Annotated in this window: 15 protein-coding genes, 4 tRNA genes and 2 rRNA genes; 6 read left to right on the top strand and 15 right to left on the bottom strand. The window is 60.8% G+C overall.

Features of this window, described 5'->3' with window-relative positions; translation table 11 throughout:
• Positions 1-46: 46 nt before the first annotated feature.
• Positions 47-370, bottom strand: a complete 324-nt coding sequence (locus tag DWY95_RS02635; protein ID WP_118552105.1) for a rhodanese-like domain-containing protein — start codon at positions 368-370, stop codon at positions 47-49.
• Positions 371-508: 138 nt separating this feature from the next.
• Between DWY95_RS02635 and DWY95_RS02630 the strand changes: the two genes are divergently transcribed.
• The 5 genes from DWY95_RS02630 (at position 509) to DWY95_RS02610 (ending at position 2,855) form a co-directional block, all read left to right on the top strand.
• Complete coding sequence (locus DWY95_RS02630) at positions 509-958, top strand: Rrf2 family transcriptional regulator (RefSeq protein WP_097792991.1); 450 nt, start codon at positions 509-511, stop codon at positions 956-958.
• Positions 959-1,029: 71 nt separating this feature from the next.
• Positions 1,030-1,105, top strand: a tRNA-Trp gene (locus DWY95_RS02625).
• Positions 1,106-1,287: 182 nt separating this feature from the next.
• A tRNA-Asp gene (locus DWY95_RS02620) sits at positions 1,288-1,364 on the top strand.
• Positions 1,365-1,367: 3 nt separating this feature from the next.
• A tRNA-Thr gene (locus tag DWY95_RS02615) sits at positions 1,368-1,443 on the top strand.
• A 194-nt stretch (positions 1,444-1,637) separates the two neighbouring features.
• The gene (locus DWY95_RS02610) at positions 1,638-2,855 is read left to right on the top strand and encodes an iron-containing alcohol dehydrogenase (protein WP_118552103.1); all 1,218 of its coding nucleotides are present in this window, start codon (positions 1,638-1,640) and stop codon (positions 2,853-2,855) included.
• A gap of 148 nt (positions 2,856-3,003) precedes the next feature.
• Here DWY95_RS02610 and DWY95_RS02605 read toward each other — a convergent pair.
• The 5 genes from DWY95_RS02605 to DWY95_RS02585 all read right to left on the bottom strand — a co-directional run bounded on the left by DWY95_RS02605 (position 3,004) and on the right by DWY95_RS02585 (position 6,800).
• Positions 3,004-3,079, bottom strand: a tRNA-Thr gene (locus tag DWY95_RS02605).
• 125 nt (positions 3,080-3,204) lie between these two features.
• A complete protein-coding gene (locus DWY95_RS02600) occupies positions 3,205-4,587 on the bottom strand; it encodes an RNA polymerase sigma factor (protein ID WP_118552101.1) in 1,383 nt (460 codons plus the stop codon).
• Positions 4,588-4,667: 80 nt separating this feature from the next.
• On the bottom strand, positions 4,668-5,648 hold the full coding sequence (gene fabG, locus DWY95_RS02595; RefSeq protein ID WP_187116956.1) for a 3-oxoacyl-ACP reductase FabG: 981 nt from the start codon (positions 5,646-5,648) through the stop codon (positions 4,668-4,670).
• Positions 5,649-5,895: 247 nt separating this feature from the next.
• Positions 5,896-6,384, bottom strand: coding sequence for a nucleoside deaminase (locus DWY95_RS02590; protein ID WP_118552099.1), 489 nt, complete (start codon positions 6,382-6,384; stop codon positions 5,896-5,898).
• The gene (locus tag DWY95_RS02585; protein WP_243082543.1) at positions 6,381-6,800 is read right to left on the bottom strand and encodes a CPBP family intramembrane glutamic endopeptidase; all 420 of its coding nucleotides are present in this window, start codon (positions 6,798-6,800) and stop codon (positions 6,381-6,383) included. Before DWY95_RS02585 ends, DWY95_RS02590 begins: the two co-directional genes overlap by 4 nt.
• Positions 6,801-6,993: 193 nt before the next feature.
• Here DWY95_RS02585 and DWY95_RS02580 point away from each other — a divergent pair, with 193 nt between their 5' ends.
• The gene (locus tag DWY95_RS02580) at positions 6,994-7,854 is read left to right on the top strand and encodes a DegV family protein (RefSeq protein WP_118552095.1); all 861 of its coding nucleotides are present in this window, start codon (positions 6,994-6,996) and stop codon (positions 7,852-7,854) included.
• A 52-nt stretch (positions 7,855-7,906) separates the two neighbouring features.
• Here DWY95_RS02580 and DWY95_RS02575 read toward each other — a convergent pair whose 3' ends face one another.
• The 9 genes from DWY95_RS02575 to DWY95_RS02535 form a co-directional block, all read right to left on the bottom strand.
• Complete coding sequence (locus DWY95_RS02575; RefSeq protein ID WP_118552093.1) at positions 7,907-8,686, bottom strand: TSUP family transporter; 780 nt, start codon at positions 8,684-8,686, stop codon at positions 7,907-7,909.
• Between the two features lie 89 nt (positions 8,687-8,775).
• A complete protein-coding gene (locus tag DWY95_RS02570; protein ID WP_118552091.1) occupies positions 8,776-9,627 on the bottom strand; it encodes a serine hydrolase in 852 nt (283 codons plus the stop codon).
• A 22-nt stretch (positions 9,628-9,649) separates the two neighbouring features.
• A complete protein-coding gene (locus tag DWY95_RS02565; RefSeq protein ID WP_118552089.1) occupies positions 9,650-10,651 on the bottom strand; it encodes a dipeptidase in 1,002 nt (333 codons plus the stop codon).
• Positions 10,652-10,819: 168 nt separating this feature from the next.
• Positions 10,820-11,803, bottom strand: coding sequence for a C40 family peptidase (locus DWY95_RS02560; protein WP_118552087.1), 984 nt, complete (start codon positions 11,801-11,803; stop codon positions 10,820-10,822).
• Positions 11,800-15,126, bottom strand: a complete 3,327-nt coding sequence (locus DWY95_RS02555) for a DEAD/DEAH box helicase (RefSeq protein ID WP_118552085.1) — start codon at positions 15,124-15,126, stop codon at positions 11,800-11,802. The genes DWY95_RS02560 and DWY95_RS02555 overlap by 4 nt, the downstream gene beginning before the upstream one ends.
• A 125-nt stretch (positions 15,127-15,251) precedes the next feature.
• Positions 15,252-15,773: a GNAT family N-acetyltransferase gene (locus DWY95_RS02550; RefSeq protein WP_118552083.1), complete on the bottom strand. Its 522-nt coding sequence runs from the start codon at positions 15,771-15,773 to the stop codon at positions 15,252-15,254.
• Positions 15,774-16,535 (bottom strand): hypothetical protein, encoded by a 762-nt coding sequence (locus DWY95_RS02545; protein WP_118552081.1) that lies wholly within the window; start codon positions 16,533-16,535, stop codon positions 15,774-15,776.
• Between the two features lie 100 nt (positions 16,536-16,635).
• Positions 16,636-16,752 (bottom strand): 5S ribosomal RNA (gene rrf, locus DWY95_RS02540).
• A gap of 125 nt (positions 16,753-16,877) precedes the next feature.
• A 23S ribosomal RNA gene (locus DWY95_RS02535) occupies positions 16,878-17,040 on the bottom strand; the annotation flags it as partial.

Below are 17,040 nucleotides of genomic sequence, written 5' to 3'. Positions count from 1 at the left end.
CTGGTACTCTTTTGGCGCGCAAAAGAGTACTGTTTCCACAGTTTCCTTAGAAGTGTCCCTCAAAATCGCCTTCGATCTCATACGGCCAGCTCAGAATGCCGCCCAGATCGTAGAGGTTGGTGTAGCCGAGGCTTTCCAGCTTCTGCACGGCATCGGCGCTGCGGCGGCCGGTGCGGCAGTAGATCAGCCAAGGGGCATTCTTGTCGGGCAGGACCTCTGCCGCACGGCTCAGCACCTCGCCCAGCGGCAGGAGCTTTGCTCCCGGAATGTGCCCCACCGCAAACTCGTCCGGTTCCCGGACGTCCACCGCAGTCGCTTTGCCTGCATCCAGCAGGCGGATGGCTACGGCCGGTTCGATCTTCTCTATCATAGGTTCATCTCCTGATCTCAGACTTTCTCTATTATATGATACCAGACCTTTTTTGTTTCGACAAGAGAAAGCCGCGTTTTCACTTTTCAAAATCGGTTTGGCGTGTTATACTAAGAAAACGAACAAGGAGAGATCGCTATGAAGTTTTCGACAAAAAGCCGCTATGCGCTGCGGCTGATGGCTGAACTGGCCCGCTATGCGCCGGGCACCACTGTCCCGCTGAAGGAGATCAGCGAGCGCCAGAACCTCAGCCTGAAATATCTGGAACAGATCGTCACGCCGCTGGCACGGGTCGGCCTTGTCAAGAGCGAGCGCGGCAGCCAGGGCGGCTACCGCCTGACCAAGGCTCCCGCCGACTACACCGCCGGGGAGATTCTCCGCGCCATCGAGGGCAGCGTGGCTCCCATCCCCTGCCTGGGCAGCGAGACCAACGAGTGCCCCATGTCCGAGCAGTGCTTCACCCTGCCCTTCTGGAGCGGGCTGGACGATGTCATCAACCAGTATATCGACAGCGTAACGCTGGAACAGCTGGCCCGGAGCCTGCCCTCTGCCAGCGACGGCTGCTGCGGCTGCAATTCAAAAAATTGAAAAAATGTGCTTGACATTTTACGCTGAATCTTATATAATAATCAAGCATTCAGAAAATGCAGCACAGATCTAGGGGTATAGCTCAGTTGGTAGAGCAGCGGTCTCCAAAACCGCGTGCCGTGAGTTCGAGACTTACTACCCCTGCCACAAACGTCCGGAGCAATCGTTCCGGACGTTTTGTTTTGCCCATTTTCGGCCTGCAGGCGGCTTTTTCTGTTCTCCCGAAAAGTTTTTTGCGGTTTTTGTAGATTTCTGCTTGACAAGAAGTCATTCTTCGGGTATAATAAAGCACGTTCCGGCGGTGAACAGCCGCGAACTTGAGCGATCATGGCCCGGTAGCTCAGTTGGTTAGAGCACCAGCCTGTCACGCTGGGGGTCGTCGGTTCGAGCCCGATCCGGGTCGCCATTTGCTGCTATAGCTCAGTTGGTAGAGCGCATCCTTGGTAAGGATGAGGTCTCCAGTTCGAATCTGGATAGCAGCTCCACAGCGAAGCCACTTGAATCCTTGGGATTCAGGTGGTTTTTTTGTTTTCCGCAGTTCATCAAAATGCCCAAAACACGGCGCTTCTTTCTCCATTCCGCTCATTGAAATTTTCAATAGTTTGCGATATAATTTGTTTAAGCAAATTGGTTATTTTCATAACGATTTCAGAGCAAATTGATTTGGAGGTAGATTCCTATGGCACGTTTTACTCTTCCCCGCGATCTGTACCACGGCAAGGGCGCGCTGGAAGCCCTGAAGTCCTTCACCGGCAAAAAGGCCATGATCTGTGTGGGCGGCGGCTCCATGAAGCGGTTCGGTTTCCTGGACCGTGCGGTCAGCTACCTGAAGGAAGCCGGCATGGAAGTCGAGCTGTTTGAAGGCATCGAGCCGGACCCCTCGGTTGAGACCGTCATGCGCGGTGCCGAGGCCATGCTGAAGTTCGAGCCGGACTGGATCATCGCCATGGGCGGCGGTTCCCCCATTGACGCCGCAAAGGCCATGTGGATCAAGTACGAGTACCCGGAGATCACCTTTGAGGAGATGTGCAAGGTCTTCGGCATCCCGCCGCTGCGCCGTAAGGCACACTTCTGCGCCATCTCTTCCACCTCCGGCACCGCCACCGAGGTGACCGCATTCTCCATCATCACCGATTACCAGAAGGGCATCAAGTACCCCATCGCCGACTTCGAGATCACCCCGGACGTCGCCATCGTCGATCCCGACCTGGCCGAGACCATGCCCAAGAAGCTGGTCGCACACACCGGTATGGACGCCATGACCCACGCCATTGAGGCTTATGTCTCCACCGCACACTGCGATTATACCGACCCGCTGGCCATCTTTGCCATCCGGATGATCCAGGGCGACCTGGTGGACAGCTACAACGGCGACATGGCCAAGCGTGATTCGATGCACAACGCACAGTGTCTGGCCGGCATGGCCTTCTCCAACGCGCTGCTGGGCATCGTCCACTCCATGGCCCACAAGACTGGTGCTGCCTTTGCAGACTACGGCGCACACATCATCCATGGTGCAGCCAACGCCATGTATCTGCCCAAGGTCATCGCGTTCAACGCCAAAGACCCCGAAGCCAAAAAGCGCTATGGCGTCATTGCCGATGAGATGAAGCTCGGCGGTGCCAATGACGACGAGAAGGTCCAGCTGCTCATCGCACACCTGCGCGGCATGAACGACGCGCTGAACATCCCCCACTGCATCCAGCACTACGGCCCGGATTCCTATCCCACTGAGCAGGGCTTCGTTCCGGAGGAAGTCTTCCTGGAGCGTCTGCCGGAGATCGCCAAGAATGCCATCGGCGATGCCTGCACCGGTTCCAATCCCCGCCAGCCCAGCCAGGAGGAGATGGAGAAGCTGCTCAAGTGCTGCTACTACGATACCGACGTTGATTTCTGATCCCGATCTTTCCTGAGATTCCTCTTTCCCATAAACGCAGAGCCGCAGACCCTCACCGGGCCTGCGGCTCTTGCGTTTCAGGCGTTCCGTCTGCTCTGGGAGCAAAAAAAGACACCCCAAAACCAAACGGCTTCGAGGTGTCCTGAGCTGGAGCTGCTATCCAGATTCGAACTGGAGACCTCATCCTTACCAAGGATGCGCTCTACCAACTGAGCTATAGCAGCATAATCACAGCTCAATTAGTTTATCATAAAACGCGCCGCTTGGCAAGAGGTTTTTGCAAAAAAGTTCGATTTTTCTCAAAAAGAGGTCGTCACGCTGCGTGACGACCTCTTTTGGGTTTTCTTTCTTACTCGATCAGACCGTTCAGCAGCGCCAGGCACTTGCGGCTGTGCAGCTTGCGGATGGCCTTGGCCTCGATCTGGCGGACACGTTCACGGGTAACGCCGAAATCGCGGCCGACCTCTTCCAGCGTGCGGGGGCGGCCATCGTCCAGACCGAAGCGCAGACGGATGACCTTCTCCTCACGGGGGGTCAGGCTCTTGAGGGCCTGGTTGATCTGCTGGGCCACCATGGCGCGGTCGGCTGCCTTGCCGGGAGCTTCAGCGTTTTCGTCTGCGACGAAATCGCCCAGCGAGGAATCTTCCTCCTCACCGACGGGGCTTTCCAGGCTGGCCGGCTCCTGCGCCATGCGCTGGATCTCACGGACGCGCTCGACGCTCATATCCATGGCCTTTGCCAGCTCTTCCGGGGTGGGCTCGTGGCCGTTCTGGTAGACCAGCTGGTTGGTGGCCTGCCGCATCCGGTTGATGGTCTCGACCATGTGCACCGGGATGCGGATGGTACGGGCCTGGTCTGCGATGGCGCGGGTGATGGCCTGACGGATCCACCAGGTGGCGTAGGTGGAGAAGCGGAAACCGCGGTCGCAGTCGAACTTTTCAGCGGCCTTGATGAGGCCGATGTTGCCCTCCTGGATCAGGTCGAGGAATGCCAGATTGTGGCCCACGTGCTTCTTGGCGATGGAAACGACCAGACGCAGGTTGGCTTCGCTCAGGCTGCGGCGGGCGTTCAGGCCGTCACGGCGGGTCTTCAGCAGCTCCTGACGGCGCTCCTCGGTCAGAGGGCCGTTCTCGATCTCTTCCTCAGCCTTCTCTTCCGCTGCCTTTTCCTCGGCATCCTCGGTGGACTTCTCGCCGCCCTCGTCGTCCAGATCCTCGTTGTAGCTGCGGCTGTTCTCATCCTCTTCGAACGAGAAGCGGGCGCTGTTCTTTTTGATGTACTCCGGCGCGCCGTACTTGATGCGGTCTGCCTGAAGGATGTGTGCTGCTTCGGCACCGGCATGGATACGGCGGCTCAGCTCCACTTCCTGCTCTGCGCTCAGCAGCGGGATCTGACCGATCTGCTTGAGGTAGTTCTTCACGGGGTCGTCCAGCAGCTCATCCATCGCTGCCTTCAGGTCGGCCGGGTTCTCCTCGGCTTCCTCTTCCTCGTCAACGCCCAGGCCCAGCTCATCGCTATTGGCCTCGGCGTTCTCCACCTCGGCAAGGATGCTGTCCACGTCCAGGCTGGCATCCTCTTCCGCCTCGTTGTCCAGAACTTTGATGCCGCGCTCCTCCAGCAGGGTGTAGAGGGTCTCCACATCCATCCGGCACTGCGAGGCCAGCGTTTTGGCCTCCTGTGCGCTCAGGGTGCCTTCGCCTTTCGTCAACAGTTCCTTCAAAGTCATGCCCATTTCGCTCTCTCCTTTTCACGCCGGACGTGGTTCCGCCCGGAAGTGACGTTGTATCATAGTTTTGTCCGCTGTCAGGCCGGTCAAATCACCAGGCCGCCGTTCACGCCGAACACCTGGCCGGTGATGTATCCGGCATCCTCTCCGGCGAGGAACACCAGCAGCTTCGCCACCTCGTCCGCACTGCCCAGACGGCCCACCGGGGTCTCCTCGGCCAGCGCCGCCTTGTCCTCGGCGGTAAAGGCAGCCATCATATCGGTGTCGATGACACCCGGAGCCACACAGTTGACGGTGATGCCGCTGGGGCCCTCCTCTTTGGCGAGGGCCTTGGTCAGGCCGATGAGGCCCGCCTTGGCAGCGGAATAATGGACCTCGCAGCTGCCGCCGGTCTGGCCCCACATGCTGCTGACCGTCAGGATGCGGCCCGCCTTGCGGCGGATCATCCCCGGCAGTGCCAGCTGGCACAGGTGGAACGCACCGGTCAGGTTCACGTCCAGCATATGCTGCCATTCGTCGGGGGTGATGTCGGTGAACAGCTTCTGCTGGGCGATGCCCGCATTGCTCACCAGCACATCCACCCGGCCCAACGCCTGTTCGGCCGCATGGAACGCGACCTCACAGCTGGCGCGGGATGCCACATCGCACTGGATGGCGATGCAGCCGGGCAGCTCCTGTTCCAGAGCCGCCGCCGCGTCGGCGTTGGTGTGGTAGAACACCGCCACACGGTCGCCCGCCGCGTAAAACGCCCGCGCTGCTGCTGCGCCGATGCCACGGTCGCCGCCGGAGATCAGCACACACCGCCCGTTGGCAGGCCGGGGCGGTGCCTCCGGCTGCGGTTCGGATGCTGTGGGTGCTTCCGGCTGCGGCATGTCCGGCGCTGCCGCTTCTGCGGCCGGCTCCGGCCTGCGGTCCGGCAGCACGATGGTCGGTTCCTCATCGGCTGCGGGTTCCCGCGTTTCAGCCGGGGCTTCCGGTCCGGCCTCTTCCGCCGCCTTGGGCAGCTCCACCGGTGCGGCGTCCTCGTCCTGCAGATTGAATGTCAGCTCAAATTCGTCATCGTACAAGAGTCAGCCCTCCTGTCGCTTGTTCTCTGCCCGCGCAAAAATCCGCACAGGCAGGAGGAACTGCCGTTCCACGCTCCCCAGAACAGCGCTCTGCTCACTTCTTCCGGTCAAGTCCGGTCCTGCGGCGTGCCTGGGAACGATTGTGTGTGGTTTCGACAAGTTTCCATTGAATAATATAGCACAATTTCTCGAAAAAAGAAAGTGGGAACCGCAGACTTTTTCACGCAGTTCCCACTTTTTTCAGTTTTCACTTCGTCACAGGCGGTCTCCAGCGGGGTTTGCCGGCCCGCTCCTCCCGCAGCCGGAGGAAAAACGCCTGCAACAGCGCCTGTGCTTCCTCGGCCCGCAGCCCGTTTTCCACCGCCGGGTGGTGATTGAACGGCAGGGCGAACAGGTCGGTCACCGACCCACAGCAGCCCGCTTTCGTGTCTGCCGCCCCGTAGACCACCCGCCGGATTCGGCTGTTGAGGATGGCCCCGCTGCACATGGGGCAGGGTTCCAGCGTCACGAACAGCTCACACTGCCACAGCCGCCAGCCGCCCAGCTTTTTGCAGGCCGCATCGATGGCCAGCAGCTCGGCATGGTGGAGGGCATTTTTCTCGGTCTCCCGCGTATTGTGGGCCGATGCGATGATCTCGCCGTCCTTCGCGATGACGGCCCCCACCGGTACTTCGCCCAGCGCAGCGGCCTGTTCGGCTTCGGCCAGCGCCGCGCCCATCAGTTCATAATCGGTCATGGTGTTCCCCTTTCTGCCAGGCAGCGGGCCAGCACGGCCCCATTGTTCAGGATATGCAGCAGGATGCCGGGCAGAAGGCTTCCCGACCGGTCTGCCGCCCAGCCGAAGAGCAGCCCCATCCCAAGCGCGTACGCTTTGGCCTGCAGACTGCCGTGCAGCGCAGCAAACAGCACCGCCTGCCCCAGGATGGCCGCATTCCGCCCCAGCGGACGCAGCAGCCGCAGCGCGGCCCCGCGAAAGACCAGTTCCTCCGCCACCGGCAGCACCAGACAGCTGCGCAGGATGCCTGCCGCCCCCGCCGGGGCCGCAGCCGACGATGGAAACAGCAGTTCAGACCCCGCTGCCAGCGCAGCCCAGAGCAGCGCCGCCAGACCAAACGTTTTCCAGAACGCGGCCGTTTCCTGTTTTTCTTTCACGCACAGCCCTCCCATCGGCGGACATTGTACCACATCCGCCCCCATTTGCGCAAGCCGAGGAGCTGTTTTGCGAAAATGCGAAGAAATTTTTGCTCAAACAATTGACTTTTTCCCTCTGCATCTGGTATAATTCCCACGACTTTTCTGATGAATTGGTCGTTTTACGGCCACGACCCTCGGAGGTATTGTATTTATGATCCGTATTCTCACCGATTCTGCGTCCGACATCCTGCCCGCCGAAGCCGAGCAGCTGGGCGTGACCGTCATTCCCCTGAACGTCACGCTGGAGGACGGCACCGTCCTGCGGGATGGCGTGGACATGACCCCCTCCGCCTACTATGAGATCCTGGCCGGGTGCCGCAAGCTGCCCACCACCAGCCAGCCCAGCCCGGAACTGTTCGAGAACTTCTTCCTCGAAGCCGCTGCCGCCGGGGATGAGGTCATCGGCATCTTCCTGTCCCACGCGCTGTCCGGCACCTACCAGTGCGCCAAGCTGGCCGCCGACATGGCCAATGTGGACAACGTCCTCTTTGTGGACAGCGGACACGTCTGCCTGAGCGAAGCCCTGCTCGTCCGCCTGGCCGTCCAGCTGCGGGATTCCGGCAAAACGGCCGGTCAGATCGCCGCCATTCTGGAACATGCCAAGGAGCACCTGCACCTTGTGGCCGCCATCGACGACCTGAAGTACCTGCGCAAGGGCGGCCGCCTGCCCGCTGCCGTAGCCGTTGCAGGCGGGATGCTGGGCATCAAGCCCCTTATCACCATCCAGGACGGCAAGGTCGCCATGGCCGGCAAGGCCCGTGGCCTGCCCGGTGCCTACGTGGCCCTGTTCAAGAAGGTCGAGGAGATGGGCGGCATCAACCCCGCCTTCCCGGCGCTGGCCGGTTACACCGTCTCCCCCCGTGAGGTGACGCCCATCCAGACCTACCTGCGCGACAACCTGCAGCAGGAAGATCTGCTGGTCCGCCAGATCGGCTGTGTCATCGGCACCCACGCCGGCCCCGGCGCTTTCGGCATCGCCTTCTTCGACAAGACCTTGACGCTGGATCTGTAACCCCCAGACGCAAAAACGAGGAACTGTTTTGTGCAGTTCCTCGTTTTTTTGTTTACAGCACCGCGTCCGAAACGATCTTGCCCAGCAGGAGCACCAGCACCACGAGCATCATGGGGCGGATGAACTTGGCGCCGTTCTTCAGGGCAAAATGCGACCCCAGCAGGTTGCCCACGATGCCGCTGACGGCGCAGGGGATGCCCACCGAGAAGACCACCAGCCCGTTCATCAGGTAGGTGACCAGGCTGGCGTAGTTGCTGGCAAGGTTGAGCACCTTGGCGTTTCCGCCTGCCGTGCGCAGGTCAAAGCCCATCAGGGTGGTAAAGGCGATGATGGCAAAGGTGCCGGTGCCGGGGCCGAAGATGCCATCGTACAGGCCGATGCCCAGACCGATGGCCAGAGCCAGCACGGCCTTTTTGGCCGTCAGGGTGCCGTCGTCGCGGTTCTCGTCCGGCAGATTCCGCCGCCACAGGATGAGCACGGCCGCGATGGGCAGGATGACGAGCATCATGGCCCGCAGCGCCTCATCGCTGAGCAGCAGCACGATGTGGGAGCCAAGGGCACTGCCCACAAAGCTGCCTGCTGCCGCCAGCAGGCCCACTTTGATGTTCATGGCACCCTTTTGGAAAAACTGCGCCGTGGCAAAGGTAGTGCCGCAGGCGGCGCTGAATTTGTTGGTGCCATAGGTGTAGTGGGCCGGGAGGCCCGCAAACAGATAGGCAGGCAGGCTGATGAGTCCACCGCCGCCTGCTGCCGAGTCCACAAAGCCCGCAAAGCCGGTCATGCACATCAGGAAGACCAGCATCAGCGGAGAGATCGTTATACTTTCTGTCATGTTTCCCTCTATTTTTCACGTCGTTGTATATTTTTCGGTTTTTCACGGCCGGTTCCTCCGGGAGGAGCCGACGGGGCACCGCGAATGGGTCAGTCCAGATACAGCCTGCCCTCGCAGGCCAGGATCTGGTCCAGGATCATCCGGGAGACGCGGGCACCGTAGACCATGGAGGGGTGGTCGTTGTACTCGATGATATCATGGAAGTCTTTGTTCATCAGCACGATGACATACTCGCCGTAAGGGGTGTGGACGATGCCGCCGTCGTTGCGGCAGGCGTTCATGCTGCCGCTCTTGCTGGCCACCCAGATGCGTTCCGGTTCGCCGGTCTCCTCGCAGTCCAGATAGAACTGCGGGAAATCGTGGGTCAGCATGGTGTTATAGTGCTGCTGGCGGAAGATGGCCAGCATCTCCGCGCTGGCCTCTCTGCTGACGAGGGTGCCCTTTGCCACCTGCGCGAACAGCGCTGCGTAATCGCGGGGGGTAGTGGTGCCAAGGTCGCGGTAGCGGTCAAAGTGGAGCGGATTGTGCAGCACCGTGTGGGCAAAGCCCAGCTCCCGGATGCAGGCGTTGATCGTATCCAGCCCCAGATAGTCGATGATCATATTGGTGGCGATGTTGTCCGAGCAGATGATCATCATGGTGGCGGTGTCCTTCACCTTGAGCGCCGCACCCACGCCCAGCGCCCGCAGCATACCGGAGCCGTCCACGAACTGGCTCTCCTCGTAGGTGATGCGCTCGTCCAGGCTGGCCTTGCCCCGGCTGACCTGCAGATACAGCGCCGCCAGGATGAATGCCTTGATGGTCGAGGCCGTCTCGAACGCTTCATCGGCCCCGATCTCGACCGTGCGGCCCTGCAGGTCGTCCACAAAAACGCTCATCTTGCCCTGATAGGAGTACAGTTCGGCCGCGATCCGCTTTTCCAGCGTCATATTTTTATCCATTTCGGAATTTTTCCCTTTCTATTTACAGATTTTCCTCGAAGAAGCGCTGGGCGTTGCGGAAGAAGATCTGCTCCACCTCGTCCTCGGTGAAGCCTTCCTTCCGCAGCGCGTCGGCCAGCAGCGGAAGTTTGGAGCAGTCGCCCATTTCCAGCTTGCCGCCGATGCCGTCAAAGTCGCTGCCCAGGCCGATGATCTCAATGCCGCCCACCCGCTTGAAATGGGCTGCGTGCCGGGCCATCAGGGCCGTGGTGCTGCGGCAGAGTTCCGGGCGCGGCTGGTCATCCAGGAAGCCGGAGCAGTAGTTCAGGCCCACGAGACCGCCCTTTTCGGCCATGACGCGGATCATCTCGTCGGTCAGGTTGCGGCAGTGGGGTGCCAGAGCGCGGCAGTTGGAGTGGCTGGCCGCAAAGGGGCGGGTGCTGTGCTCCGCGATATCCCAGAACCCCCGGTCGGACAGGTGGCTCACGTCCACGATCATATGCAGGCGCTCCATCTCGGCCAGAAATTCAAACCCGCGCTCCTTCAGGCCGGTCTCGGTGTTGGGCTTGCAGGGCCAGATGTCCCCACCCCCGCCGGGCACCACATTGGGGCTGGCCAGCTCGTTTTCGTGGTTCCAGGTCAGGGTCATCATGCGGGCACCCAGCTCATACATCTGCCGCAGCACACCCAGGCTGCCCTTGCAGCAGCCGCCCTCCTCGATGGTCAGCATTCCGCTGATCTTTCCGGCCTGCGCGTTGCGGCGGATGTCCTCCGGGCGGTAGACCGGCGCGATCTGGTCGGAATACTTCGCCATGATCCGCTTGAACACATCCACCTCTTCCAGCGCCGTCACCAGCGGGTCTGCGCCGGGGGTCGGGTCGCTCAGGTTCACAAAAGCGGCAAAGCATTGCAGCATGTAGTCGCCCTTGTGCAGCTTTTCCAGATCAATGTGCAGATCATTGGTTGCAAAGCTCTTGGCTTCGCCCCGCCGCTCGGCATAGCGCAGTTCGCTCAGGGTATCACAATGGAGATCAAAGACTTTCATAACGTGTCGTCCTTTCTGCTATCGTTCCTTCGTACAACCTCTCCGTCATTGCTTCGCAATGCCGCCTCTCCTTGTAGGAGAGGCCTTGGCAATCCCTACAAAATTTCTGGTTTTGCCCAAAGCGCCCCCTTCGGGGGGAGCTGACAGGCGGAGCGAGACGGAGCGGGTTCAAAACAAACTTCCCACCGCATACAGGCTCTTCACCAGATCTTCCCGGTAGAGCGGGTCGTCCGGGTCCAGGCTGTTGAGCACCACGCCGCCGCTCCCTGCGGCACCGGTGGAGTGGATGTACCGCCCCTCGCCCAGATAGAGCGCGATGTGGCCGGGGAAGTAGAGCGCATCGCCGCGCCGGACCTGTTCCTTCGGGATCTCGTGCATGGGCCAGCCCTCCACGAGTCGGGCGTCCCGGTAGATGAGGACGCCGCACTGCATGTAGGCGCTGCTCACGAGGCCGGAGCAGTCGATGCCCCGGCCCGACTTGCCGCCCCAGCGGTACTCTGTGCCCAGATACCGTTTGGCCTGCTCGGCCAGCGCATTCCGGAACGCTTCCTCGCTGCCGCCGTACCAGCGGTCAAGGGCACGGGGCACAAGCTCTTCGGGCCTGCACCCCTCGGCCAGCGCCAGTGCCTCGTCAAAGCGGCGGCCTGCCTGCTGGGTGAACACCGCCGTCATCGGCCAGCGCACCGGCTCCAGCGCCACAGACCGGACATAGCCGGTCCGTCCATCCACGAGCCGGACCAGTGCCCAGCCGTCGTGGGGGGCCTCTTCGGGCAGGCGGCGCAGCAGCGCCCCGCGCTCCAGCTCCAGCAGCCGGACGCCCTGCACCTTGGGCAGGGTCAGCACATCGGTCGCGCGGCCCGCCATCACCCATTCGGCGGCAAGGTAGCTCCGCAGTTCCGCTTCCCCGCAGAACCGCAGCTCCGATGCGAACACATAGCCGTGATAGCCGTAAAAGCTGACCACCTCGGCCATCTCCTCCGGCAGCGTTACGCCCTCTGCCGTCACGCCGCCGGGGGCCGTGCGCACCTGGCAGACCTGCCCATACAGGCCCTCGTCCCCGATGGTGGAGACGACCCCCGCGTCGCTTTCCTTCGTCGTTTCGGTCAGGTCGTAAATGGTCACGACCGGCCGTGCAAAAATCGCAAAGTTCATGGTTCCGGCACCTCCAACAATTCCAGCAACTCTTCCGGCTTCATCGACAGGATCGCGCCGTCGGCGCTGCCTGTCACCGTGTCGGCCAGCGACTGCTTGGCCTGCTGCAATGCAACGATCTTTTCTTCAATGGTATCCTGTGCAATGAGCTTGTACACCTGCACCGGGTTCTGCTGGCCGATGCGGTAGGCACGGTCGGTGGCCTGGTTCTGCGCTGCCACGTTCCACCACGGGTCGTAGTGGATGACGATGTCGGCGGCGGTCAGGTTCAGGCCGGTGCCGCCCGCCCGCAGCGAAATGAGGAAAACGCTCACCTCGCCCCCGTTGAACCGCCGCACCAGCTCGGCGCGGACCGGCTTCGGGGTCGAGCCCTGCAGCGTGAAGTGGCTGATGCCTGCTTCATCCAGACGTTTGGCCAGCAGGTCCAGCATGGAAGTGAACTGGCTGAACAGCAGGATGCGGTGCCCGCCCTCCACGGCGGAGGTCACCAGCTCGGTGCAGGCGTCCAGCTTGGCGCTGCCGCCCTCCCAGTTGTCGGCGATGAGGTGCGGGTCGCAGCAGATTTCCCGCAGCCGCATCAGCACGGCAAACACGGCCATCTTGTCTTCGGGTTTGGCCGCCTTGAGCTTTTCGCGGGCATCCAGCACCGCCGCCAGATAGAGCTTGCGCTGTTCTTCTTCCAGCTCAATGCGGTAGATGTTCTCGGTCTTGGGCGGCAGCTCTTTCAGCACCTCTGCCTTCATGCGGCGGAGGATGAACGGCCCGGTCAGCTGGTTCAGCCGCCGCACCGCCGTCGGGTCGTTCTCCTGCACGATGGGCTTTTCGAACCGGGTGCAGAAGCTCTTGTAGGGCGGCAGATAGCCCGGCATCAGGAAGGAGAAGATGCTCCACAGCTCACCCAGCCGGTTTTCCACCGGCGTACCGGTCAGCGCAAAGCGCACCCGGCTGTTCACCCGGCACACGGCCTTGTATTTCTGGGTGGTATGGTTCTTGATGGCCTGCGCCTCATCCAGGATGCAGGCATAGAATTTCCGGTCTGCATACAGCGCCTCGTCGCGGCGGAGCAGGTCGTAGCTCGTCACCACAAGGTCTGCCCCCTCCCACTGCTCGGCCAGGGCCGCGCGGTGGGCCGCGCCGCCGTCCACAACGATGCAGCGCAGCTCCGGCGTGAACTTCTGGCATTCTTCGGCCCAGTTCAGCACCAGCGACGCCGGGCAGACGATGAGGCTGGGGAGGGCCTCCTCCCCCAGCTCCTTGATGGAGAGCAGGTAGCTCAGCACCTGCACCGTTTTGCCCAGACCCATATCATCGGCCAGGATGCCGCCCATGCCGTAGCCGTCCAGCGTCCGCAGCCAGCGGTAGCCATCGCGCTGGTACTTTCGCAATACTTTTTGTAGGGAAGCAGGCGGAGTATACTCGCTGTCCTTTACCGCATGGAAGCTGCGGCTGATCCGCCGGAACGCATCGTCGCGGTTGAAGTGGATCCCGCTCTGCCCCGACAGCGCCCGATCCAGACTCGGTGCCCGGTAAAGAGGCAGCTCCGCGTGGTTCTTGCTCAACTTGACCCCGGAGAGTTCCAGCGTCTCGTTTAGCTCGTCCAGCCCCTCGAACTCCTCGTCCAGCTTGAGCAGGCGGCCATCCCGCAGGCGGTGGTAGCGTTTTTTCTGGTGGAGCGACTTCAGCAGAGCCTTCAGCTCCCCCACCGGGAACGCACCGGTGTCTACTTCCAGGTCGAGGACGCTTCCATGCACCGATACCCCCACCGAGATCTTCGGCGGCGGGGCCTGCAGATTGCGGAACGCATCGGTCAGGTAGACTTCGCCCTCGTTCATCAGCACCGGGACACCCTCGTCCAGAAAGCGGTAGACCGCTTCCTCCTCGGATGCGCTGTACTGCATCGGCCCCGCGCCCGGCTGCAAATACCGGCCCAGCAGGCGGGCGGCGCGGTTCTCAGTGCGGGCATCCCGCAGCAGCCCCTGCGGCGGCGGAGCAAAGGGCGTCACGCGATCCTCGCCGTACAAAAATTCCAGATGGGCGCTCACGGTCCCCATCTGCGGCGCATCCAGATAGAACTGCGTCACCGGCGCCAGCGGGATCTGGTTCAGCAGCAGCCGTTCCGGGTCTTCGATGGTCACATAGCGGCCCAGTTCCGGCAGCACATAGCTGCAAAAAGCCGTAGCGTCCCCGCTCGTAAAGAACAGATTCTTTCCGCTCAGCCCCCGGAACGCAGGCAGCATCCGGGCGGTGGCTGCACGATCCAGCCGCCAGATGGTATCCTCGCTGTAAAGGTAATCAAAATCCAGCCCTTTGATCGAACCCAGCGACGGCCGCACGTTGATCTGCACACCGCCGCGCCGCCGTTCCACCTGGATCGTCAGGGAGGGGATGCATTCCTTTAAGGCATAGCCGCCCAGCTCGTGTCGGTCGGCATACAGGTTCACAAGGGCGTCAAAGGCCTCTCCCGTCAGCGTGATGCCGCCGGCCGGGCCGGTCTCCGCGTAGCGGCTCGTGGTATAGCCCCGCGTTTCCAGCTGCTGCCGGTTGATGATCTCCCGCCGCAGCAGGTTCAGCAGCTGCCGGGCCTCCGGCGTAAAGGCATCCCACCGGTGCTGGAACGCCAGCGATTTTCCGTAGCTGACAACCTGGTTGTTTTCAATATGCGACAGCAGTTCCTCCAGGCTCTTGACCACATAGGGCCGTCCGCCGTCCGAGATGCGGAGCCGCAGCCAGGGTGTGCCGCCCTGCAGCACGGTCAGTTCCGGTTCCAGCTCCACAAAGCCGGTGCGCTGGGGCAGGATGCTGTCCTCCACTTCGGAGAACTCCCCTTCCCGATAGGTGCGCAGCAGGGCGCGGGCCTCCGGGTCCGATTCTGGCTCATCGCCCCGCCATTTCCGCCCGAACAGCATTTGCAACCCGGAGGCATAGCTGTCCTTCCGGGCTGGTTCCGGCTCTTCGGGCAGATTGGCCGTGCCCCGCACGACGCCGGGGATCGCGGTGAGGCCGATCTTAGAAGGACACGATTTCTGCGTCTGCGCCGTTTCTTTTTGGTCATACAGCAGAAGCGCCCCGATATGTTTGCAGAACAGGCCGTTGCCATTGTCATTATAGGGGCAGGTGCAGCTCGCGCTGACAAAGCTGCCGTTCTGGCGCAGCCATGCCTCCGTCTCATACAGATCGTCTCCGCCGCCCTCCACCTCTGCGCTCAGATGCCGGACCCCATTCTCTTCGGTCTTGCATTCATACGATTCGATGCGATTCACATATTTTTTTGCCCGCGCAAAGATCGCACTGCCCAGCAGATACTGGATCTCTTCCATATCCATCCCGGTTTCCCTCCCCCTGCGAGCTCTATTGGTTAAGCATACCGCACCGGTGGGCCAGATGCAAGGCTTTTGCCGAAAAAAATCCGCCGCCTCTTGAAGAAGAGACAGCGGAAATCGCTCGGCATTCATTCTTTTTCCAGGAAATAGGACACCAGGTCAGTCGGGCCGCGTTCGGCATGGCGCATCGCCTTGTGTTCCACACCCTCATAGACGAACCCCAGCTGTTTCAGCAGCGCACCGGACGCCGTATTATAAGCATAGTGTCCTCCAGTGAACAGCACGGTATCCGTCTGTTCAAAATAGGTCCGCACCACCGCGGCCAATGCTTCACGTGCGTATCCCTTCCGGCGGGCATCCGGTGCAACTTCAATGCCCAGGTCCCAGCCCGGAACAGCCCGCCCGGCGTCCATCATCGAAATCACTGCAACGACCCGCCCGGTCTTCTTTTCCACCACACTGTATCGGGTCTGCCCCGCAAATTTCTGCATCAAGCGGCCATATTCCTCATCCATCGCATCAAAGGCATGGTAGCCTCCGCAGTCCAGCGTGGTCTGCTCGTCCGAAAAAATTGCAAATACATCTTCGGCATCCTCTACCGCAAACTGCCGGAGCAGCAAGCGATGTGTTTCAATAGGTAAAATGTCCATTTATTTCTCCCAATAGATCTTATAAATATGCTCAAACTGACTGGGGGCGCTCAGAAGAGCCGCGCCATCCGAAAGAACGGTCAGCGTATCGCCTGCCGAAAGCGCCTTGACGTCCACCTGCTCTTCGTCCCGCGTCCGCAGCTTTTCTGAGATGCCGTGGATCACATACTCTTTCCCCTCTGCATCCGAAGCCGTCAGCTGGTCGTTTGCCGCATCCAGTGCCGTGATGGTCACAGTGGTCTGTACGCTGTCCGAGGCCAGGATCGCTTCGATCTTCTGGTAAGCGGCCGTTCCACCTGGAAAAACATAGGCCTTTTTCCCGTTCACGAGGCAGATCCGGCGGTCGGGATAGAACGCCAGCCAGAGTTTTACCTCCTCCTCCGTTCCGAATTGCAGGATCACATCCTGAGTACCCGCATCAAATGTGTCCTGGTTGATGCAGGGCAGATAGACCAGGCTGTTCAGATAGTGTCCCAGTGCGCCATACAGTTCGGTCAGGCGGTCGGTCTGGAAATCGTTCAGCTCTGCATCCCCCAGGAACGCGTCCAGACGCAGTTCTGCCACTGCGAGCAGCTCACTGTCCCGGATGGGCTTCGTGATCTTTTGATTCCGGTAAACGGCCAGCGAGCCGAATGCAGCCGCCAGAAACAGCACGACCCCGGCCGCAGCCAGAATCCGCTTTTTCTTTTTCGTCACCTTCGCGGCGGCAAGAAAGCCCACAAAACACACGGCAAAGGGCAGCAGACACATGACCCAATCCATTTCCGGCACCTCCCTTACGGTCGTTTCTTTCATTCTACCAGAGCGGGTCCCAAAGTGCAACAAAAAACGCCCTAAGATTTCTCTTAGAGCGTTTCGATCAAGTCGGCGACTACCTATTTTCACAAGCCGTTTCCAGCTAACTATCTTGGGCACGAGTGAGCTTAACTACTGTGTTCGGAATGGGAACAGGTGGGACCTCACCGTCATCGTCCCCGACCATATGACTGGTTCAGTATACCATCCGGTCTACTGTTTGTCCAGTGTTTTTAGAAGGACGTGCCTTCAAAACTGAATAATCACTGCTATCATTTTTTCGTTGACTCTTTGAGTCTCAAGCGAATTGTGGTCAAGCCCTCGATCTATTAGTACACACTTGCTGAATGGATCGCTCCACTTACACATCATGCCTATCAACCTTGTAGTCTTCAAGGGATCTTACCTGATTGAATCAGTGGGATATCTTATCTTTGGGTCGGCTTCACGCTTAGATGCTTTCAGCGTTTAT

Origin of the sequence: Faecalibacterium sp. AF28-13AC, assembly GCF_003478405.1 — a bacterium.
Taxonomy (GTDB): Bacteria; Bacillota; Clostridia; order Oscillospirales; family Ruminococcaceae; genus Faecalibacterium; species Faecalibacterium prausnitzii_E.
The sequence above is the reverse complement of the archived record's forward strand: the minus strand, read 5'-3'. Positions and strand labels throughout refer to the sequence as shown.

Coding starts and splice junctions, on each gene's coding strand:
- DWY95_RS02635 (WP_118552105.1), bottom strand. CDS start 370: ATGATAGAGAAGATCGAACCGGCCGTAGCCATCCGCCTGCTGGATGCA.
- DWY95_RS02630 (WP_097792991.1), top strand. CDS start 509: ATGAAGTTTTCGACAAAAAGCCGCTATGCGCTGCGGCTGATGGCTGAA.
- DWY95_RS02610 (WP_118552103.1), top strand. CDS start 1,638: ATGGCACGTTTTACTCTTCCCCGCGATCTGTACCACGGCAAGGGCGCG.
- DWY95_RS02600 (WP_118552101.1), bottom strand. CDS start 4,587: ATGGGCATGACTTTGAAGGAACTGTTGACGAAAGGCGAAGGCACCCTG.
- DWY95_RS02590 (WP_118552099.1), bottom strand. CDS start 6,384: ATGACCGATTATGAACTGATGGGCGCGGCGCTGGCCGAAGCCGAACAG.
- DWY95_RS02580 (WP_118552095.1), top strand. CDS start 6,994: ATGATCCGTATTCTCACCGATTCTGCGTCCGACATCCTGCCCGCCGAA.
- DWY95_RS02575 (WP_118552093.1), bottom strand. CDS start 8,686: ATGACAGAAAGTATAACGATCTCTCCGCTGATGCTGGTCTTCCTGATG.
- DWY95_RS02570 (WP_118552091.1), bottom strand. CDS start 9,627: ATGGATAAAAATATGACGCTGGAAAAGCGGATCGCGGCCGAACTGTAC.
- DWY95_RS02565 (WP_118552089.1), bottom strand. CDS start 10,651: ATGAAAGTCTTTGATCTCCATTGTGATACCCTGAGCGAACTGCGCTAT.
- DWY95_RS02560 (WP_118552087.1), bottom strand. CDS start 11,803: ATGAACTTTGCGATTTTTGCACGGCCGGTCGTGACCATTTACGACCTG.
- DWY95_RS02555 (WP_118552085.1), bottom strand. CDS start 15,126: ATGGATATGGAAGAGATCCAGTATCTGCTGGGCAGTGCGATCTTTGCG.
- DWY95_RS02550 (WP_118552083.1), bottom strand. CDS start 15,773: ATGGACATTTTACCTATTGAAACACATCGCTTGCTGCTCCGGCAGTTT.
- DWY95_RS02545 (WP_118552081.1), bottom strand. CDS start 16,535: ATGGATTGGGTCATGTGTCTGCTGCCCTTTGCCGTGTGTTTTGTGGGC.